Genomic DNA, 19,198 nt, shown 5'->3' with positions numbered 1-19,198 from the left:
GCCTTTTATTCATTAAGCAAGACTAGTGATGAAGGGGAAACATGGGAGGTTATCAATCCAGACCCATTTAATAGGGGGATTGGTAGTGTATCAGGAATCACTTTTATAAATGATAAACTTGGGTTTTTAGGAGCAGTTAGACCTTCTGGTAATGAGGGAGAGTTATATCGCACAGATGATGGGGGGGGATCTTTCAAAAAGGTAGAATATCCGCCGCATGAAGTCAAATTAGATCATACACAGTCCACAATAAGTCCTTTTGATTCTCCTAGTATGCCATATGAGAAAGATGGGGTTTTTAATATGTTAGTTGGACAAGGGGCAGATGGAGACTACAATGGCGATAGTAGTGTACTTTATCAATCAAAAGATAACGGAGAGACATGGGAATTTGTAGAAGAAGTGAAAAAGAAATAGTCAGAATGTTTTTTTGAAAAATAAGGTAACTACTCAGCTATACATTTCATTTAGAAGTTTGGTAAGGAGTATAATTCCAGCCATGAAGATAAAAATGGACCTACACCTCGCTGCCTTTCTTTGTTTTAAAGCTTTACGCGTGGCAGGAAAAGGCCCTGACCGCTTCTATGCATGGCCAGTCCCTCTCGCCCATTTAAAAAGATGCTTTTCTGGCTTTTTTTCATAGAGGGGCTGAGTAGTTACTAAAAGTAAATAATTTAAATCGAACCATAAGCTTGCCGGCAAATTTATGGTTCGATTTTTTTTAGGGCAAAGATATCGTTCTAAACGGGTATTACCACATCGCTATCAAGCTAAGATTTTAAAGTACCCCCTAAACGAAAATTTTGTGTTGTTTTAGCACCGAAGTTCATTTTTATCGTTTTTGGGGCAACCTGTTCTGTTAGGTTGATAGGCATGTGGCGGTACGCCATAAAGTACATTTTTCCTGAGTGGCTCCAAAAGTAAAGAATCGTTGCCGTACCCCTTAAATGGTTAACTAACCCCAATTTTTTTCTATTTTGACGACATGCTCAACGCCGCAGAAAAATAAGTTTATTTTCTGTTCCTGAAAGCAGCCTTTTTATATTTTCCATATGCCTGAAAATAACCATAAACGCCATTAGGAATGCAAATATATAAAAATATACGGTATTCCCAAAAACAGGAATAAATGAAATAACCGCAATAAGCAATGTAGCACATATTGTACCTAAAGAGACATAACGGGTTAAAGCTACTATTATCACAAAAAAGCCAAGGCATAAAAGGGCCATAACCCAGTCAACCATAAACAGCACAGCCACTGCTGTAAGTGCTCCCTTGCCCCCTTTAAACCCAAAATATACCGGCCAGTTATGCCCTATAACCGCCCCTGCGCCTGCCGCTAAAAGGCTTACGCAATCTTTAGCCTCTCCCGAATAAAAGTAAACGCTAAGGAACAAGCCTATATAACAGGCAATTATCCCTTTTAATATATCTCCCGCAAGAACAAACACCGCAGCAGATTTCCCAAGTACTCTCAGAGTATTGGTAAGCCCGGCGCTTTTGCTTCCATGGCTTCTTATGTCCTTTCCGTATATTCTCCCTACAATCACCGCTGTATTAAGGCTGCCTAAAAGGTAGCCCAAAACTAAGGCCGCAAAAATCTTTAAAATATCAATCATCACTCTTCTCCCTTTAAATTATTCTAAATTTCTTTTATTTCTCCATTAATACAGGGTTTTAGCATTGTTCTTCTCCAAAAAATTTTTTAATAAACTTCTACTTTTTTTATTCATGTTAAAAGGGCATCTACAATAAGGATGTTGGTAATAACTGAATAGCCAGAAAAACAACCGGTAAAAAACCCTTGATTAGTCACAACATTTTTGAGCCAAACTGCACGCTTTCCTTCTTCTACTTCAATGATCCGATAGGGGGTAACGATGGGGAATAATTTCTTTAATTTGTTGAATATTGAACATGAATTTCTCTCCTTTATACCATAGCTAGATATTTTAGTTAGTTTAATTCCCTAAAATAGCATGTTCGAATATTGACAATAATTAGCACCTGGTACTATTATTTGATTATATAATTAAGTGTAAAAATAGTAAAGGAGGATAAATGTATGCAATCAAAAGCAAGAATTACAGCTATTGGTACCTATGTACCTGAAAAAAAGCTGACCAATGATGATTTAGAAAAACTAGTAGATACAAATGATGCATGGATTGTACAAAGAACTGGGATGAAGGAAAGAAGAATTGCTGGTGATAACGAATATGCCTCTACATTAGCTTTTAAAGCTATTGAAAACTTAGTGGAACGTTATCATAAAAGTCTTGTCGACGTGGATTGTATTCTCGTTTCAACAACTACGCCTGACTACACTTTTCCAAGTGTAGCCTGCCAAATACAAGAGCATTTTAATATTCAGCATACAGGCGCTGTTGATTTCAATGCTACTTGTGCTGGTTTTACATATGGATTACATCTGGTCTTCATCGCAAGATTTTAATTGTAACGACAGAAACCTTATCTAAGATTACAGACTATACAGATCGAACTACATGTATCTTATTTGGAGATGGAGCCGTAGCTGTTTTAGTAGAGAAAGATGAAGAAGTGTCTAGCTTTATAGCTACCCATATTGGGACAAATGGGGAAGGGGGTATGCATGTATATCGTAAAAATTTATCTACTACCATGTTTGGAAATCCTTTAAAAACACATGGGAAGATAGTTCAAAATGGAAGAGAAGTATATAAGTGGGCAGCACGGACACTACCAATTGGTATTAAAGAATTGTTATGTCAAGCAGAGTTACAACTGGATGAGGTGAACTGGTTTGTTCCACATAGTGCTAATTTGCGAATGATTGAATCTATATGTGAAAAATCAGGTGTCCCACTGGATAAAACATTAACGAGTGTAACATACATGGGGAATACTTCTTCCGTCTCCATTCCATTGGCATTAGACATAGGTATGAACGAAGGAAAGGTGAAAAACGGGGACACTCTCTTACTCTATGGGTTTGGAGGAGGTCTTACACACGCTGGACATATCATTAAATGGCATTTAGCAAAGGAATAGGAGATGAAATATTCAATAGTAACATAAACGTATTTTATTACATTAAAAATCTTTATAGGGATTCCGTCCCATCGCTATAAAGCTAAGTTTTTGCACTACCCATAAAGCAAAAAACGCCATCCTTTCCTATGATTCTACAGAAAGAATAACGTATTTTTTTCACTTTGAGGGGATTTCTTTTTGTTAGCTTGCTAGCAATGTGGCGAGACCCCAGGACTAACTTAAAAAGCAGTAGCCTGAAATTAATTTCGGGTTACTGCTTTTTAACTATATTCAAAAAAAATTAACTCAACCTTTTATCTTCATGGCTTTAATATTTTTTCCAATCTTACTCGTTTAATAAAATCATCTAATGCCTCTTCTTCATTACCATAATGAGCAATTGAGGTTTCTACAATACTCGCTCTCTCATCAGTTGCACAAATAACCCACTTATTATCCTCTTTATAAATTAGAACCTCATCCGGATCCACATCTTTTTCATGAAATCAGTTATAATATTTTAATCCTTCTTCTGATAGGATTCGTTTTGCCTCATCTCTTGTCATATTAAAATTATCCTCCTTATTTTATTTGTTTCAATCCTTCTAATTGTTCGACTGTTAAAGGAAGTTGTATTTGTGTTCCCCCTTTTATTGTCCCAAAACCTGGAGCTATCTCTCCAATTTGTGCTTTTAATTTGCTATAATCACCACAATAGTACTAGCATTTACCTGTGCTTTTAGTGTAGGGTCACTACAATTATCAATATAGGTTTTTATATTCGAGAAATCAGCTACAACCTCATATTGATGGTATTTACTCACATCTTCCAAATACTACTCAAATATAAATATAGGATGTTAGGTAAGAATCCTCCATTCTTCTCTATTTACCTATGCGTATACTTTAAATCAAAGAATCAAGGAAAGACCTGGTTAAAAGAAAAAAGGTTAACACCTCACCATAAAAGTTCTACTGAAATTGAGTTAATTCCAACAGATTTACATGCTAATATACCACATATAGGTTCAGCATCAGATTTAAGAGGAGGAAAATAAAATAAAAAAAATAATAAAGCAAGTATTAAATGAAATAATTGATTCGGAAATGGTAGTATCAAAAAAAGAAGATGCATATAAGTCAATCGAAACAATTAAACGAATATATGGTGTAGATTTACCATTAGACTACAAAGAGTTTTTGCTTGAATATGGAGGGTGTTTTTTTAAGGATAATAGAATGTACCAGCCAATTGAAGTTACCCCTGTAACTCCCAAGGATGGTTTTGACTCGATAGGTGGCTTTTATGGTATTACTAGTGATGCCTATGAAATTGAATCAATCATTCAAACTTATAAGGATATTTTAGGAAGTAGTGTAATGCCTATTGCAGATGCAGACGGGGGAGATTTAATATGTATAGGCTTAAAAAATAAATACAGGGGTAAAATTTATTATTGGTATCATGAAGGTGAAACAATAAACGAAGATGGAAAAGAATATTATTATCTTATAGCAAACTCATTTGAAGAATTTATTTTAAAATTTTCAATTCATGAAAGAAAAGAAAGTGTAAATTTAGATGACATCGAACTCTTTTTAGACGAAGATTTATTAAAAGATTAAATAGTATCCCATAGATAAACGATAGCGACAAACCTTATTCAAAGTTCTTTAGGGATGTAACGCTAAAAGAATTAAAAAAGTAAAAGTGTATAAGAAAAAGCCCCCACCACCGCCAAGTAGAGAAGAGCTTTTCCAGGTAAACTACGATAAAAGAAGTCGCGAAGTATTATATTAACGCATAGTGTCCTTACATAACCCTCTGTAAACCTATTAGATAAAATCAGATATTGATTATTTGGGAAACTAACAGTTATTTTAAGTTGAATGATCTGAATTCCCGTAAATAACTGTAAAATAATAAAATTTTCGTTTTGGGGGTATTTGCTTTTCTTAGCTTGATGGACATGGGGTAGTACCACATGCCCATCAAGCTAAAATTTTATAGTATCCCCAGAACGAAAATTTGTACTAACTTGTAACAAAATGTTCATTTTTTCGTTTTGAGGTATTTGCATTTCTTAGCTTGATGGTGATGGGGTGGTACTCCAACTAGAAAAATTGTCTCTGCGTGAACGTGAAGAACTTGAAAAATTTAAAAAAGAAGCAATGGAAGAACCACCGGATTTCTTTGAATATATTCAGTCTACCGAAAAAGATAATAAATGATACATAATGCCTCCAACAGAATATTTATCAAATTGATAACATATGTATCCCTTTCGATTTTTACAGAAATTGTAATGATATAAGTATATGCATATAGAAGGGGAGGCATAGGTTCTATGAAAAATGTTAAGTTTTATGGGTTAATTCTAGCATTCATCTTGCTACTGGCAGCTTGTAGTAGTAATTCCTTTGAAGATTATACATCAAAAGCTGATAAGAACATTAAGGATAAAAAATATAGCGAAGCTATAAAGAATTGTCAAGAGGCTTTGAAGTTGAAGGATGATAAGAAGATTAAAAGTAAGTTAGAACAAACCAAAAATTTAAAGAAAGCGCAAGATGCTTTTGATAAACATGAAATCGGGAAAGCTATGAATAATGTTCAAAAGGAAAAAAGTGATGAAAATAAAGAATTAACAAAGCAAGCCAATGCATTGCAAGGTGAGATTCAACAAGAAATTTTAGTTAAATTTAATAAGTTGAACATGAATGGTATTACTGGCGATGTAAAAGAAGCCCGTAAATCTTTAGATGATCTTATGGCTTGGATACAACAATCTGACTTATTAAAATCTCAAAAGGATTTTGTTGATACGTTACCTGAAAAAGAAGCAAGTATCTCTAAACTACAGGAAAGTAAAAAATAAAGAAAAGAGGTTACCTAAAAGTAACTATTCAGCGACTTTTGGGACAACCTCTTCTTTTCGTTGTGGATTTTTAAGAAAATTTAGAATAGAATAAAAATATAGCCATCTACCTATTATTCACTAATGAAAAGAAAAGGGGGTAGCGAAATGCAACTGAAGTATGGGAAGCACATTAATATATTATCTATTGTTCTAACTTTGTTCTCTTTTTCCGTAATTGTAAGTTTCTCTACCTGGTTGAGTGGATATTCAATTCCCAACCTTTCTACAATGCTTAAGGTAACAATGTGGAGTACATTTATTCTTGGAATTATAGGGTTTAGACAAGAGAAAAGCGCACTAGCGATTATAATTATGGGAATATGTGCCTTTGCTCTAGTCGTTCTATATACTTATGCGGTTATAAGTTTTCTTGAGCATTAAACACAAAAAAAAGAAACGAACATTTTTGTTCGTTTCTTTTTTTGGGGGATGATTATTATAAAATAGCCTCTTCTAATGATTGAGTGCTGAATCCAAGAATTGATTTTTGAGTGCTATTCTCATGATCTTTTACACGGGAGAAAATCTCACCGGTACAAGAAGAAAACAGTCTTTGATATCTTAGGCGTCGTATATGACTTTACTATGTCTCACAATCATGTAGCATAATCAAAAAAATTGAAACCCAATAGGGTTTATTTAGTATGCAAATCTTTAAAGAACTTACACTGGACCTTTAGAAAAAAGAAAAAATTCTACGTAAAGTTAAACTTATATAAGCTTAACTTGATGGCGATGGGATAGCACCATCAAAACACAAATTTCATACGCTATGAAAATGTAACGATTTTATGCTACCAGTAAAAAACTGATTAGTGAGAGCTCATAATCTGTGGGGGATGGATACCCCCACGAATTTAAGTTTCACTTTATCAAAAAGTAAGGATCGACCGGTACCGCTCGTTATTGGACTATTACTTTTCCATCCATTCCTTTCAAGTAGTGGAACCGACATATTAGTTCATATGTACCGGGAGTTTCAGGTTTTACGGTAATTGTTATTTCTTTTCCTGACGGGACTTCGGCGTCAATTCCGAGTTTTTTCACCGTAAAGGTATGTTCTCTATTTCCTTTGTTTTTCAATAGCAACGTCGTCGTTTTCCCAACCGGAACAGTGATGATACTCGGATTAAAGTAATCATCATTCAATTCAACCTCAATAGGCTGTCTCACAACGTCGGATTCGGCCAATACGCGGAGTGATCCTAAAGTAGTCATAACTACAATCATCGCAAGTGAAATGATTAATCCAGTTAATAGCTTTTTCACAGACATTCGTAATCCCTCCTTTCCTAAGCACTAGTGTTTTCAAATTACTAAAATATTATCAATATAAATGGGGTTTACGCGTGGCTTAAATAGTAATTCTTTCGGCAACTCCTACTAACCAAGTACTAACTGGAATAGGATTTGGGTAAATAAAAAAAGCCTCCACTACTGTGGAAGCTTCTCCAAATGATGTGCAATATCAATATACATATCGGAATAAACCGAATGGATTTCATTACTAGGCGCAGCGTTAGAAGAGAAGTGGACGATTACCATACTTGCTTTCGGATCGATGTAAAGAGTTTGTCCGTAACTGCCTAACACTTCGAAAGCACCTTGTTCATTGTGCGGAATCCACCATTGATTATGATAAGAAATGGAAGCACCACGACCAATTGCGAGCTCACCTTCTTGTACATTTTTCACACTTTCTGTAATAGAAGAAGGGACGATTTGTTTTCCATTATATTGACCATTATTTAAAAGTAATTGCCCGAACCTCGCCATATCTCTAGCAGTTGCATTTAAACCAGCGCTTGCTTGTTCTACTTTTGTTTCATCTGTAACGTAATAAGCGTCTTCTTCCATACCAATTTGAGACCAAATTCGCTCGCTTACATTTTCAGCTAATGATTTTCCTGTGATTGTTCGGATAATCCAAGCGAGTGTTTCTGTTGATCCGTTATTGTAAGAAAAAGAGGAACCGGGTGGTGCAGTTTCTTCTGCTTCTAGTAACATATCATAAATTTTCATAGGCCCCTCGTAATTTTTACCTCGGGGTAAAATATTACTAGCTAAATATAGTTGTGCATCTTGATTTTCTAGTCCTAGCTGCATATATCCGTGAGTAGGGTATTCAGCGGAAACTTGCATGTCCATTAATTGTTGAAGTGTTGCTTTACCAAACGGTGTATTTTTTAATTCTTTTATGTAAGTGTCAGCTGTTTTTTCTACATCAATTCGATTTTCTTCAGCGAGAGATTGTATAATTGCACCAGTAAACACCTTTGCTAACGATGCCATTCCATGAGGTTCACTCTCGTTATATCCATTGAAATATCGTTCATAAACAAGTTGACCATTCTGTACAACGACAAAAGCATCTGTTTTGTTTTCGTCTAAAAGTTTTTTTAGAGGAGTCGTATTTCCAAATCTACGCTCCACAGCAAAATCGTCTAAGTTTTGTAACGCGGTAGGGAAGGGAGCAACTTGGTCAGGGATGTTTTTTACTTCATTTATTAAAGTGAATTCTTTCATATGTGTATACGACCAGCGTAAGTAAGGATCGTCTAACCAGTTTTCTTTTGTGACATTTGCTTTAGTGGGGGTCGTTTTATTATTTTTAAAAAAAGTAAACCCAAGCCCTGTAACTACGAATAGTAATACTAGTAACAGTAATAGCAGGGGAGATTTCTTTACATTCATGCATGTACCTCCTTTAGTTTCTATTATAAGTATACGCTCGTCTTAAAATAAATACAAAATAAGGAAAGTAAACGGGTAAGTTTACTTTCCTTATGAACGTTAAGCAGATATTTGTCCGTCTGTACTTTGTTTCTTGAATTTTTGTTTTCGTCCGTGTAATCCATAATATAGAAGTAAAGTGAACGCAACGATAATAGCTGCGATAAAATACATATTATGATAACTTGATTTGGCAGCGACTATACCTAAAATGAAAGAACCAAAGCCAATGCCGCTATCAAAGAACGAGAAGTAAGTAGCTGTCGCAGAACCACGTCGATGGTTTGGAGCGGCAGAAATTGCAATCGTTTGGAAACTTGGAATTAATGTTCCGTATCCTAAACCGATTAACATACCTGCGCCAAGGAACCAAAATGAAGTTTGCGCTTGGCTTAAAATGAACATCCCAATTGTGAAAATAATGATAGCTGGATAAATAAGTACATTTTCACCGAAACGATCAAATATTTTTCCTGTAAATGGACGAGAGATTACAACAACAAGTGCGTATAGAATAAAGAAGTAACTTGCAATTTCGCTTAAACCGAGTTCTTTCGCATAAATAGGAATAAAGGATAAAATGCCACTATAAGAAAAGGCTAAAACAAATCCTGTCAGAGCGATCGGAATAGAAGATGGTTCAATTAAGTCTTTCCATTTCATTTTTTCACGTGTTTGTTTACTTACTGGTTTTTCATGCGGAATATTGACTAGTAATCCTAATAAAAATGCGAGTAATGAAAATACTGAACACACGATAAATAGTACAGTAAATGAAAAATGAGAAATAATTGTTAAACCTAAAAAAGGACCAATTACCATCGGTAGACTCATAAATACGCCGTAATAAGCAAGTGCTTCACCGCGTCTATGAGCTGGTGCTACATCAGTTACAATTGTTCCAGTTGCTGTTGTTGCCATTCCGAATCCAATACCATGTAAGAAGCGAAGGGCAAGTAATAAAAATAAACTTTGCGTACCGAAATACATAACAGTAGCGGCTAAAAATAGTGAAAGTGAAATAAATAATATTTTCTTTCTTCCTAAATCATCGAGCCATTTTCCTGTGAATGGTCTACATAAAACAGATGAAATAAGAAAAACAGTTGCAACTAAACCAATTTCCTCAGGTTTTCCTTTTAGGCTGTCTATAACATAGACAGGCAGAGTAGTCATAAGCATGTAAAATGTTAAAAAGAGAAACAGACTACTAAAACAAGTTCCGAGGAAATCCTTCGTCCAAAGTTTTTCACTTTGCATCGTCATCCCTCCAAATTAATGATCTAAATTTTTGATAATTTGTTGTAACAATTGAAAAGCTTCATGTAAGTCTTCTTCTTTAATACCTTCTAGCGTCTTTTCTTCAAAGGAATCAACTTCTTCTTGCCATACTGGAATCATTTCTATTGCTGTTTCCGATAAGGAAATCAACTTTTCACGGCGATCTTTTCCTTCCGTCCGAATAATCCAGCCCATCGTTTCCATACGTGTTAACGTGCGGGTCATCGTTGGGGATTCAACATTTAAATACTGACATAATTCTGTTTGGGTACAAGATCCAGTTTGATTAATGCGGAAAATAACAGCCCATTGCGCACTAAATAATCCTGTTGGAGATACACGTTCATTAAATTTCTTCGTAAACTTACGAGAAGTTTGACTGACAATGTGAAAAAAATGTTGTTTTTCGTCCATGTATTTTGATCCTTTCAAATTAGTTACCTAGCTAACTATATACCTTTTTATTTTACTTGTCTAGTAATAGACATGTTGTTTTATGTGGAAATTTCGTATAGATTTTGTATTGAGAACGTACATTCTACATGGTATTCTTTAATTAAGTAAAGAATTTTCTTTCTATTAAAAGAATGGGGGGAACTTGTGATGATTAAGCCTGCAACAATGGAGTTTGTTTCACTATCGAACGGAGAAACGATTGCGTATCAGGAAGTTGGAAGGCAAAATACAGAAATTCTTGTACTCATTCACGGGAACATGACATCGTCACAACACTGGGATTTAGTTATTGAAAAGTTGCAAGATCAATACCATATTTACGCTCTTGATTTAAGAGGATTTGGCCAATCAACATATAATCAATCGATAGATTCATTACAAGACTTTGCAAGAGATGTAAAGCTATTTATCGATCAATTAAAACTAGAAAAATTTTCATTAATGGGCTGGTCAATGGGCGGTGGTGTTGCGATGCAATTTACAGCGAATCATCCAACATTTGTCGAAAAGTTGATTTTAGTAGAATCAGTGGGAATGAAGGGATATCCAATTTTTAAAAAAGATATTAACGGGCAACCGATCGTATCAAGTTTAGTAAAGACGAAAGAAGAAATCGCGCAAGATCCCGTACAAATTGCTCCAGTGCTAGATGCGATAAAAAATATGAATAAATTATATTACCGTACAGTATGGAATCTATTAATATATACACATAATCAACCTGAACCGAATCGTTATGAAAAGTATTTAGATGATATGTTAACGCAACGTAATTTCGTAGATGTGAATTATGCGCTCATTACATTTAATATTTCGGATGAACATAACGGGGTTGTAGAGGGAAATAAGCAAATTCATCATATTAAAGCTCCAACACTCGTCATACAAGGTGACCGCGATTATGTCGTACCACAAGTAGTTGGTGAGGAATTAGCTAAACATTTGCCAAATGCGGAGTTGAAGGTGTTAGAAGATTGCGGGCATTCACCGTTTATTGATTGTTTAGATGTGTTTATAAAACATGTTGAGGATTGGTTAGAAGATAAGTAGGTTGAGGAAGAAGTTAGATGAAATGTATCTAGCTTCTTTTTTGTGGGAAAACCAAAATTATTTCAGCCACTAGTTCTTTCTTATTCCACAGTAAACAATATATAATGAGTGTGGTGAATTACAAAAGGGAGAGATAAGGGATGTCAATGCGTTTTACATTTTGGATTATGGTTGGGATTGTAGCAATCTCGGGTTTGTCACAAGGGATGCTCTTACCTGCCATCGCAATGATTTTTGAACAAGAAGGGGTTAGTTCAAGTATTAACGGTATTCATGCGACGGCATTATACATTGGGATATTATTTATTTCACCGTTTCTTGAAAAACCGATGCAAAAGTTTGGAATGAAACCAATTATCGTAATTGGTGGGTTTCTCGTTATTATTTCATTATTCTTTTTTACACAAACATTTTCATTTTGGGTATGGTTTATTCTTAGGTTCCTAGTTGGTGTTGGAGATCATATGCTCCATGTCGGAACGCAAACGTGGATTACGACAACGTCAGATCCTAGTAAAATAGGTAGACAAGTATCGATATACGGTGTATTCTTCGGAATTGGTTTCGCAGTTGGCCCGTATTTAGCAAGCACTGTTCAGTACGGTCTTGCGACACCATTTATCGTATCTACTATACTTTGTTTAATAGGTTGGCTCTTACTACTCCCAACGAAAAATGCATTTCCAGCACAAGATGAGGCAAAAACTGAAAGTGAATCATCCTTTTCTCGTTATAAACAAGTCGTTGGATTAGCTTGGATTGCACTAATTGGTCCGCTCGCATACGGTGTGCTTGAAGCGATGCTAAATAGTAACTTACCAGTATACGCACTTCGAAAAGGGTGGTCTGTATCGGAAGTTTCCTTCTTATTACCAGCATTCGCAGTTGGGGGCATTATTACACAAATCCCGCTCGGTATATTAAGTGATAAATACGGAAGAGACCGTATTTTAACGTGGACGTTTAGCATAAGTACAGGCATTTTCTTACTTGCGGCAGTATTTGATCAATATTACTGGATTGTCTTTGCATGTATGCTTATAGCAGGTATGGTCATTGGCTCATGCTTCTCACTAGGGCTTGGATTTATGACAGATTTATTACCGAGACACTTACTACCAGCAGGTAATATATTATCCGGAATCGCCTTTAGTATAGGAAGTATTATGGGACCTGTATTAGGAGGCGTATTTATAGAAAAAATACAGTATACAAGCTTTTTTATTGCGGTTATGATTATAATGGGAATTCTCGCAATGGTATATATGGTCTACATGAAGAATCAATTCGCATCAAGAAAAATAGAAAGTAGGTTAGGGCATGACAAAACAACCTAATAAGAAAAAATTTGAAGTACTAGAAAACGAAACGATTACAGACTGCTTAGCGCGTATGGAACAAGAAGGATATGCACCGTCTCGTCGCATGGAAGAGCCAATCTTTCATGAAATAAAGAAAGACGGAAAAACAGAAGTTGAACCGTGTGGTAGAAAAATTGTTTTTGAGGGTAAATTGAAGTAATACAAATAATAAATTCTCTTTATCGTATAGGGCCATCCAATTCAGTCTTTGTGAGTTGGATGGCTTGTTTTTTTATTGACCAATGAAGGAATAGGAAGATGAAGATGAGGAATTGAATAGAATGAATGGATATTTTCTAGGAAGAACGAAAAGAAACTAGTTGGCCGGACATGGATTGGAGAGCGAATATAATAAATTAAAACTAAAAATTTGCAGGGGAAAATAGGTGAATTAGCCGAGTGCTCGTTAATCTGTATTCCATCAATTTTGTCGTCTAGAAGAAAAGTGTAATATCAAAAAGCATACTATAAATACGTATCATTTTTTGTGTTCGGTGCGGAATGGCAAGTAAATACAACCGCAACTTTAAATCTTTCTGGAAGAGCAGAATTATACTAGCTTTGTATTTTAGTTAGTTCGAAATTGATCGCTTAAGCGAGGTGGAGTTCAAAATATGGAAGTAAATCAAAATCAGCGAATCCTCTATGCGGTTTTTGAGGATGAAATTCAATTGCCGGTGCTGGATATCACTCATCCCCTTTTTAATGAAAGTATTGATGAACAGGCGTATCATTTGAATTGCCTCAAATCAGCCCGGAGCATTGAATCGTTAAAAAAGATGCCTAGCTTTATTCAAAATATCTTTGTGAAAATGCCGAATGTTGATGATTCCTATCTTAGCGGTATGCGTACTTTACTGTACAAACTAGGCCCTGGTTTAAGTAAGGGGATAAAATTAGGCTTTCGGGACAAGTGGGCGGTGAAGCAAACTTCTTTTATGGGACTTCGGATTAGGCTGAGGGATCTTTGCAGACACCAGTCGGAAATTTTGTTTCCTCAGCTTAAGCAATTCCCTGAACGGGGTCTTTGTTTTTTTAATATAGCTGGTGGTGCTGCTACGGACAGTATCAATACTTTGATTTTAATACAGGAATCAGACCCGGAATTACTTAAGGGACGAAAGATTGAGATTAATATTTTAGATATTGATACTTACGGCCCTAATTTCGCGAAAAGGTGTATGGGTGTCTTGAAGCAGCAGGAGGAACGATTCCATGGTCTTGATATAACTCTTAATACAACTCATTATAACTGGAGCCAACCGGATTCATTATTAAAAATGAGCTTGGAACATTCAGGTTGGATTCAGCTCTGTTCATCGGAAGGGGGGCTTTTCGAGTATGGTTCGGATTCAGATATCATTGAGAATTTAAACCGTTTCTTTGAAAATTCCCCAGCGGATGCCCGTGTCACGGGTTCATTAATTTTCGACCGAGCGCATGTAAATCCGGGATACCTTGGATTTACGGAGTTTATTGGTGTGCAAATTAGGTATCTTGGATTGGAAGGGTTACAGAAGATTTTAAATCAAACTTCGTGGGTATTAGAAGAATCGCATGAAATTGAAAAAATCTATATTCTATTTTCACTGAAGAAAGCGTGAAATTATATTGAAATGATTGGATGAGGGGTTGGTACCAATGTCGGTACTACCTCTATTTTTTTTGCGGAAATTCATAGAAAACAAACGGGGAATTATGTATTTATTGTTTTTGCTAAAAATTATGTGCAATTCAGAGTACGATACATATAAAATGCCATTTCCTTTTGTATTTCTCCTAATTGGCTTCTTTATATAGGGCGTAGAAAAGATTGCTACTTTTTTTGTATATTGGTAAAATAAGTTCTTGGGTCTTACTTGTTTTTATCGGTATAATATTTGTCGCTTAACGTAAAGAAATTAGTTACAAAGCTTCCATAATATTTAAAGGGGGTTACAGCAACGATCCCCTCTTTTTGGAGCCACTCACGAACGTAAAGCAAGAGAAGAGGCTATATGAACTATTCTCCTATCTTGTTTAGATTAAATCAGTTACTGCAATTGGAACAGGTATATGAAACTCAATATCTGGAGGATTGATTAGAATCTAGTCGACATCCTGATGGATCATGTTTTTCTAGCAATCTATCAATTCTGATGGAATTGATAGATTGCTAGAGAATGGAAAATGATTATCCGTATATTCCAAAGCAAATGTAACAAAGTGTCCTTCCATAATTAAGGATAAAACCAAAATACGTTGTTTTAAAGAATGATTTGTTAGAACTGGTTATAAGTAATAAAACAGAAAAGAGGATCACATGTTAGATACTTTACAGAGAAGTAAAAAGTTTTTTTTATTATGTCTTATTTTTTTAGTGCTTTTAACCGCTTGTGGTAATACAGATGTTAAGACATCTAAAGCTTCATTACCACCGGCTCAATCCAATATAGATACATCATTAAAAGCACCAAATTGGGTAGATAAAAGTCCTATCCAACAGTCTCCTAATTTTACGGAAGATAAAAAAGTAAAATCGGTTGTGAATTTATTAGCAACGGGTGATAATTTATACCATGACGCAGTAATTAAAGATGGCAAACAAAAAGACGGTTCATATGATTATAACTATATTTATGAAAATATCAAAAAAGCTGTTAAATCAAGTGATCTTGCTATAGTGAACCAGGAGACCCCGATTGCAGGAAATAATTTAAAAGTACAGGGATATCCTACTTTCAATACACCTGAAGAAGTGGGTCAATCTTTAGTGGATACTGGATTCAATATAGTGACTCAAGCGACAAATCACGCTATGGATATGGGTATTAAAGGTGTTGCGAATACAAGAGAATACTGGAAGAAATATCCGGATGTTATCCCGGTAGGCATTAATGAGAGTCAAAACGAGCGCAATGAAATAAAAACGATTACAAAAAATGGGATTCGTTTTGCTTTACTTAATTATACATATGGTACGAATGGAATTAAAATTCCAGCTGATAAGTCTTGGGCATTAAATTTAATTGATAAAAAAGCGATACAAAATGATGTGGAAAAGGCAAAGAGTAGTTCTGATATGGTGATTGTTATGGTGCATTGGGGAGTTGAATATACCACTACACCTTCAAAACAACAAAAAGAAGTTGCTCAATATTTAACAGATTTAGGTGTAGATGTAGTAATTGGAAATCATCCACATGTAATTCAACCAATTGAGTGGAAACAAAATAAAGATGGACATCAAACGCTAATCTATTATTCTCTTGGAAATCTTATTTCTGCTCAAGAAAAATTAGAAACATTGGTTGGAGGATTATCCTATATACAATTTGTTAAGTATGAAGATAAAACTTTTGGTATACGACAAGCGGCACTCGTACCGACAGTAACCGACTATGCTGATGGTAAGAAACAATTTAAAATTCAATTTTTAAAAGATTATTCGGATGAAAATTCTAAAAATCATGGGATTAAAAAATTTGTAGGTCCCGTTTCTTTGAAGGATTTCAAGGATATTCCTAGAGATGTGTTGGGAATTTGGTATAAAGACTAATAAACAAAAAGGGAATGAGATACAATTAAAAAATTTATAATTTTAGCATTGGTATTGACATTGGGATGGAGCCTTGCTGCTTGTAGTGGAAAGCAAACATCTCAGGAAACTACTAATAATAACGATAAAAATAAAAATGAGATAAATGCGAATAAAAAAGATGTTTTACCTATCTCTGATCTTAATGATTGGAGAATTATCCTTGTAAATAGAGAGCATATGTTACCAAAGGAACTAGGAATTGAATTAACAAGTATTACCCAAAATGCTAAGCCAAATATGAAAATCGATAGCAGAATTGCAACTTCCTATCAGGATATGGTAACAGCTGCAAAAAAAGAGGGGATCAATCTTTATTTAAGATCAAGTTATCGAGCTATAAAATTACAACAAACGTATTATGATGCTTCAGTTAAAAGCTATAAATCTCAAGGTTTGTCGGATAAAGAGGCTAGTGCTAAGGCATTGGAATATCTTCAGTATCCTGGCGCAAGTGAACATCATACTGGATTAGCATTAGACATTATTTCAGTTGAATGGCAGAATACTGTAGAAGATTTAAATGCAAAATTTGAAACTACCGATGCATTCAAATGGTTAGATAAGAATGCTGCAGAGTATGGGTTTATTCTCCGCTATCCAAAAGATAAAGAGAATATTACTGGCATTAAGTATGAGCCATGGCACTATCGTTACGTAGGAAAAGAAGTTGCTGTTTATCTAAAAGAAAAAGGGTTAACTTTAGAAGAGTATTGCGAAAAAATTAAGTCTAGCAAATAAAAATACACTTGGATTCTATTAAAAAGCCATATCTGGTGGAAGTATTAACCTTCCTCCTAGTATTGCGAAAACGGTGTATGATAATTTGAGCACGTATGAACCAGTTATCGTGTGAAAAGATATATGTATCAAGAAATTAAATTTATAAAAGAAGCAGTGAAAAAGGATCTGATATTCATATCAGATTCTTTTTCATTCGTAACATAGAATACTTGCTTACTGTATCTGCTTAACTAGGCTTTAGAGACTGCCTACTTTCCAGATGCTACAATATTAACCTCGCCATCTTTTTTGTTTTGGATGTTAGCTTTTCTTAGCTTGATAGACATGTGGAGGTAGCCCAAACACTGCGATTGGTAGTGTTTTTATTTGTTAGCATCTTACAAATTTTGTTAAGATGAAATAGTTGGTGTAGGGAAAATATTTTAGGAGCTGAATAGGGTGAAGAGATATTTTGTTAATAATCGACATAAGAAAGTACACATCACAGAATGGGGTAATAAGAAAAATCCGGTTATCTTTTGTTTACATGGGTTAGGTGGCTCTAGTCTTACTTTTATAGAAGTGGCTGACAAACTAAAAGATGAGTATAGATTTGTTACATGTTTTGTGCAACTAACAAATCAGATGATGTTCACCATTGCTTTCATTTCTGCAATAACGAATTCTACAATAGATGATAGAACGTATATTTGGTATAATTGAAACATACTACTTAAAATGATGCATATGAGTTATAAAATTTATGTAAAGAGGTAAGGACTACATAACAATAACTAAATTTAAAAGTTCTAGTACATATAAGATTCAGTTCATGTTAAGCAAATTCATTATCAGAAAGGAAAAGATGTAATGAATCAAATTTCATTTGAAGATTTATTTGAAGAGGAAAAAGAAACGGTGGAGGTAGCTGAGATACCAGTACTTTTATCGCCATTGCAACAAGATATATTGGGATTATTTAATTCTGAAGAAATAAGTGCACTTGAGCTATGTGAACAATTAATACGAGCTGGTAAAATACCCGATGAAAGATTCACTACGAATAAGCCGAAAGCATATGGACAAGTATGCTTACTATTAGAAGGTTTTGTTAAAGAAGGAAAGCTGGTTTTTGTCAAAAGTGATGAGAAAAGAGATAGGGTATATAAAGTGAAACTTTAATCAGTGGGGGGCATCCCCCACTGATTATTAGCCTACACCAATCGGGCGTTTACGGGCAGTTATTCTCCCACCTAACTTCTTTGCTCCAGCCGAATTTTGAGGTGGGAGTCTTACTGCCCACAAATAGCGGGATAAAATGAAAGAAGAAGTTTCTAACACATAAGTTGTACAGGGTATAGTAAAGAAATGAGGATGAAGCATCATTAAGCATGTAAAGAAAAGTTAAAGTTAATGTAGGGACTAGGTTTAAACGGCCTAGTCCCTTATATAAGTGGGAAATGTAAATAATATTTTTTGTTTGGCTTTTTCTTCGCGTTGCCATGTTATCCTTTGATAAAGCGATAAATGAAACTGAAACTTAATCATGTGAGGTTAGTTATAAATGATAAAGAAATTTACTAGAGTAGTATTAACTGCAGTTATGCCAATCGGTCTTATTACCGGTTGTGGGACTACTGAAAAAACTGAAGTACAAGAGCCGAAAGCGGTACAAACGGAGAAAAAGGACTATATGGATTACTCATATGGTAGCGCGGGTATATTAGTAAGCGGAAAAGCGAAAGAACGTCTACAATACGAGGTTGGGTATATGGATGATAACAAGTTAATTGGGATTGATGAAAATATTGAGGACTGTATTATTTTAGATAATAAAGATGAAGCAGGTTACATTTGGAAACAAATAGAGCGCGGATCTATTATTGAAGTGCAATATGGTAAGGACCGCAAAGACATCGTAGGGGTACAATTAGTAGGAGATCGTAAGCCATACGAAATTAGTGATAAGTTTGATCAAAATACGATAAATGAGATTGTTGGACAAGTTAAAGGTAATTTGTAATAGATGTATTTCGCTAGTATATGATCTATTATCATGAAATGGCGAATCGCATACA

Annotated in this window: 18 protein-coding genes and 3 pseudogenes; 14 read left to right on the top strand and 7 right to left on the bottom strand. The window is 34.9% G+C overall.

Translation table 11 applies throughout. The features are described 5' to 3' along the window. The coding region (locus tag ABH960_RS28110; RefSeq protein ID WP_404449696.1) for a WD40/YVTN/BNR-like repeat-containing protein at nt 1-417 on the top strand (417 nt) is incomplete at its 5' end. A gap of 572 nt (nt 418-989) precedes the next feature. On the opposite strand, the gene plsY is transcribed toward ABH960_RS28110, so the two are convergent. After that, nucleotides 990-1,622, bottom strand: coding sequence for a glycerol-3-phosphate 1-O-acyltransferase PlsY (plsY, locus tag ABH960_RS28105; protein ID WP_404449694.1), 633 nt, complete (start codon nt 1,620-1,622; stop codon nt 990-992). A 119-nt stretch (nt 1,623-1,741) separates the two neighbouring features. Next, nucleotides 1,742-1,922 (bottom strand): annotated as a pseudogene (locus ABH960_RS28100) (hotdog family protein); the annotation flags it as partial. 146 nt (nt 1,923-2,068) lie between these two features. Here ABH960_RS28100 and ABH960_RS28095 point away from each other — a divergent pair. Continuing rightward, nucleotides 2,069-3,036 (top strand): annotated as a pseudogene (locus ABH960_RS28095) (beta-ketoacyl-ACP synthase 3). 302 nt (nt 3,037-3,338) lie between these two features. Here the strand turns inward: ABH960_RS28095 and ABH960_RS28090 are convergent. Continuing rightward, nucleotides 3,339-3,509: a hypothetical protein gene (locus ABH960_RS28090; RefSeq protein WP_404449692.1), complete on the bottom strand. Its 171-nt coding sequence runs from the start codon at nt 3,507-3,509 to the stop codon at nt 3,339-3,341. Between the two features lie 616 nt (nt 3,510-4,125). On the opposite strand from ABH960_RS28090, the gene ABH960_RS28080 reads away from it, so the two are divergent. The 3 genes from ABH960_RS28080 (at nt 4,126) to ABH960_RS28070 (ending at nt 6,320) form a co-directional block, all read left to right on the top strand. Further along, nucleotides 4,126-4,644 carry an SMI1/KNR4 family protein gene (locus ABH960_RS28080; protein WP_404449688.1) on the top strand — a complete coding sequence of 173 codons (519 nt, stop codon included), beginning with the start codon at nt 4,126-4,128 and terminating at the stop codon, nt 4,642-4,644. 722 nt (nt 4,645-5,366) lie between these two features. Beyond that, nucleotides 5,367-5,897: a hypothetical protein gene (locus ABH960_RS28075; RefSeq protein WP_404449686.1), complete on the top strand. Its 531-nt coding sequence runs from the start codon at nt 5,367-5,369 to the stop codon at nt 5,895-5,897. 147 nt (nt 5,898-6,044) lie between these two features. Further along, on the top strand, nt 6,045-6,320 hold the full coding sequence (locus ABH960_RS28070; RefSeq protein ID WP_404449684.1) for a hypothetical protein: 276 nt from the start codon (nt 6,045-6,047) through the stop codon (nt 6,318-6,320). Between the two features lie 522 nt (nt 6,321-6,842). Here ABH960_RS28070 and ABH960_RS28065 read toward each other — a convergent pair. From ABH960_RS28065 to ABH960_RS28050, 4 genes are all read right to left on the bottom strand, one after another. Beyond that, nucleotides 6,843-7,214: a cupredoxin domain-containing protein gene (locus ABH960_RS28065; RefSeq protein WP_404449682.1), complete on the bottom strand. Its 372-nt coding sequence runs from the start codon at nt 7,212-7,214 to the stop codon at nt 6,843-6,845. A gap of 159 nt (nt 7,215-7,373) precedes the next feature. Next, nucleotides 7,374-8,633 (bottom strand): serine hydrolase domain-containing protein, encoded by a 1,260-nt coding sequence (locus ABH960_RS28060; protein WP_242311006.1) that lies wholly within the window; start codon nt 8,631-8,633, stop codon nt 7,374-7,376. Nucleotides 8,634-8,732: 99 nt separating this feature from the next. Further along, nucleotides 8,733-9,932 (bottom strand): MFS transporter, encoded by a 1,200-nt coding sequence (locus ABH960_RS28055; protein WP_404449680.1) that lies wholly within the window; start codon nt 9,930-9,932, stop codon nt 8,733-8,735. A gap of 15 nt (nt 9,933-9,947) precedes the next feature. After that, entirely contained in the window at nt 9,948-10,367 is a 420-nt protein-coding gene (locus tag ABH960_RS28050) for a MarR family winged helix-turn-helix transcriptional regulator (protein WP_002013810.1), read from the bottom strand. A 189-nt stretch (nt 10,368-10,556) separates the two neighbouring features. On the opposite strand from ABH960_RS28050, the gene phaZ reads away from it, so the two are divergent. The 9 genes and pseudogenes from phaZ (at nt 10,557) to ABH960_RS28005 (ending at nt 19,143) form a co-directional block, all read left to right on the top strand. Next, nucleotides 10,557-11,459 (top strand): intracellular short-chain-length polyhydroxyalkanoate depolymerase, encoded by a 903-nt coding sequence (gene phaZ, locus ABH960_RS28045; protein WP_404449678.1) that lies wholly within the window; start codon nt 10,557-10,559, stop codon nt 11,457-11,459. Nucleotides 11,460-11,599: 140 nt separating this feature from the next. Then, nucleotides 11,600-12,796 carry an MFS transporter gene (locus ABH960_RS28040; protein ID WP_404449676.1) on the top strand — a complete coding sequence of 399 codons (1,197 nt, stop codon included), beginning with the start codon at nt 11,600-11,602 and terminating at the stop codon, nt 12,794-12,796. Beyond that, nucleotides 12,780-12,980: an NETI motif-containing protein gene (locus ABH960_RS28035; protein ID WP_404449674.1), complete on the top strand. Its 201-nt coding sequence runs from the start codon at nt 12,780-12,782 to the stop codon at nt 12,978-12,980. Before ABH960_RS28040 ends, ABH960_RS28035 begins: the two co-directional genes overlap by 17 nt. Nucleotides 12,981-13,434: 454 nt before the next feature. Beyond that, nucleotides 13,435-14,424: a hypothetical protein gene (locus tag ABH960_RS28030; RefSeq protein ID WP_404449672.1), complete on the top strand. Its 990-nt coding sequence runs from the start codon at nt 13,435-13,437 to the stop codon at nt 14,422-14,424. Nucleotides 14,425-15,122: 698 nt separating this feature from the next. Then, complete coding sequence (locus tag ABH960_RS28025; RefSeq protein WP_404449670.1) at nt 15,123-16,358, top strand: CapA family protein; 1,236 nt, start codon at nt 15,123-15,125, stop codon at nt 16,356-16,358. Between the two features lie 48 nt (nt 16,359-16,406). Beyond that, nucleotides 16,407-17,138 carry a M15 family metallopeptidase gene (locus tag ABH960_RS28020; RefSeq protein ID WP_404449668.1) on the top strand — a complete coding sequence of 244 codons (732 nt, stop codon included), beginning with the start codon at nt 16,407-16,409 and terminating at the stop codon, nt 17,136-17,138. A gap of 441 nt (nt 17,139-17,579) precedes the next feature. Then, nucleotides 17,580-17,741, top strand: a pseudogene (locus ABH960_RS28015) (alpha/beta fold hydrolase); the annotation flags it as partial. Nucleotides 17,742-17,990: 249 nt separating this feature from the next. Next, on the top strand, nt 17,991-18,302 hold the full coding sequence (locus ABH960_RS28010) for a DUF3895 domain-containing protein (protein ID WP_404449666.1): 312 nt from the start codon (nt 17,991-17,993) through the stop codon (nt 18,300-18,302). A gap of 382 nt (nt 18,303-18,684) precedes the next feature. Further along, nucleotides 18,685-19,143 (top strand): hypothetical protein, encoded by a 459-nt coding sequence (locus tag ABH960_RS28005; protein ID WP_002146698.1) that lies wholly within the window; start codon nt 18,685-18,687, stop codon nt 19,141-19,143. Nucleotides 19,144-19,198 lie beyond the last annotated feature (55 nt).

The organism is Bacillus sp. RC252 (genome assembly GCF_044909215.1).
Classification (GTDB): domain Bacteria; phylum Bacillota; class Bacilli; order Bacillales; family Bacillaceae_G; genus Bacillus_A; species Bacillus_A mycoides.
The sequence above is the reverse complement of the archived record's forward strand: the minus strand, read 5'-3'. Positions and strand labels throughout refer to the sequence as shown.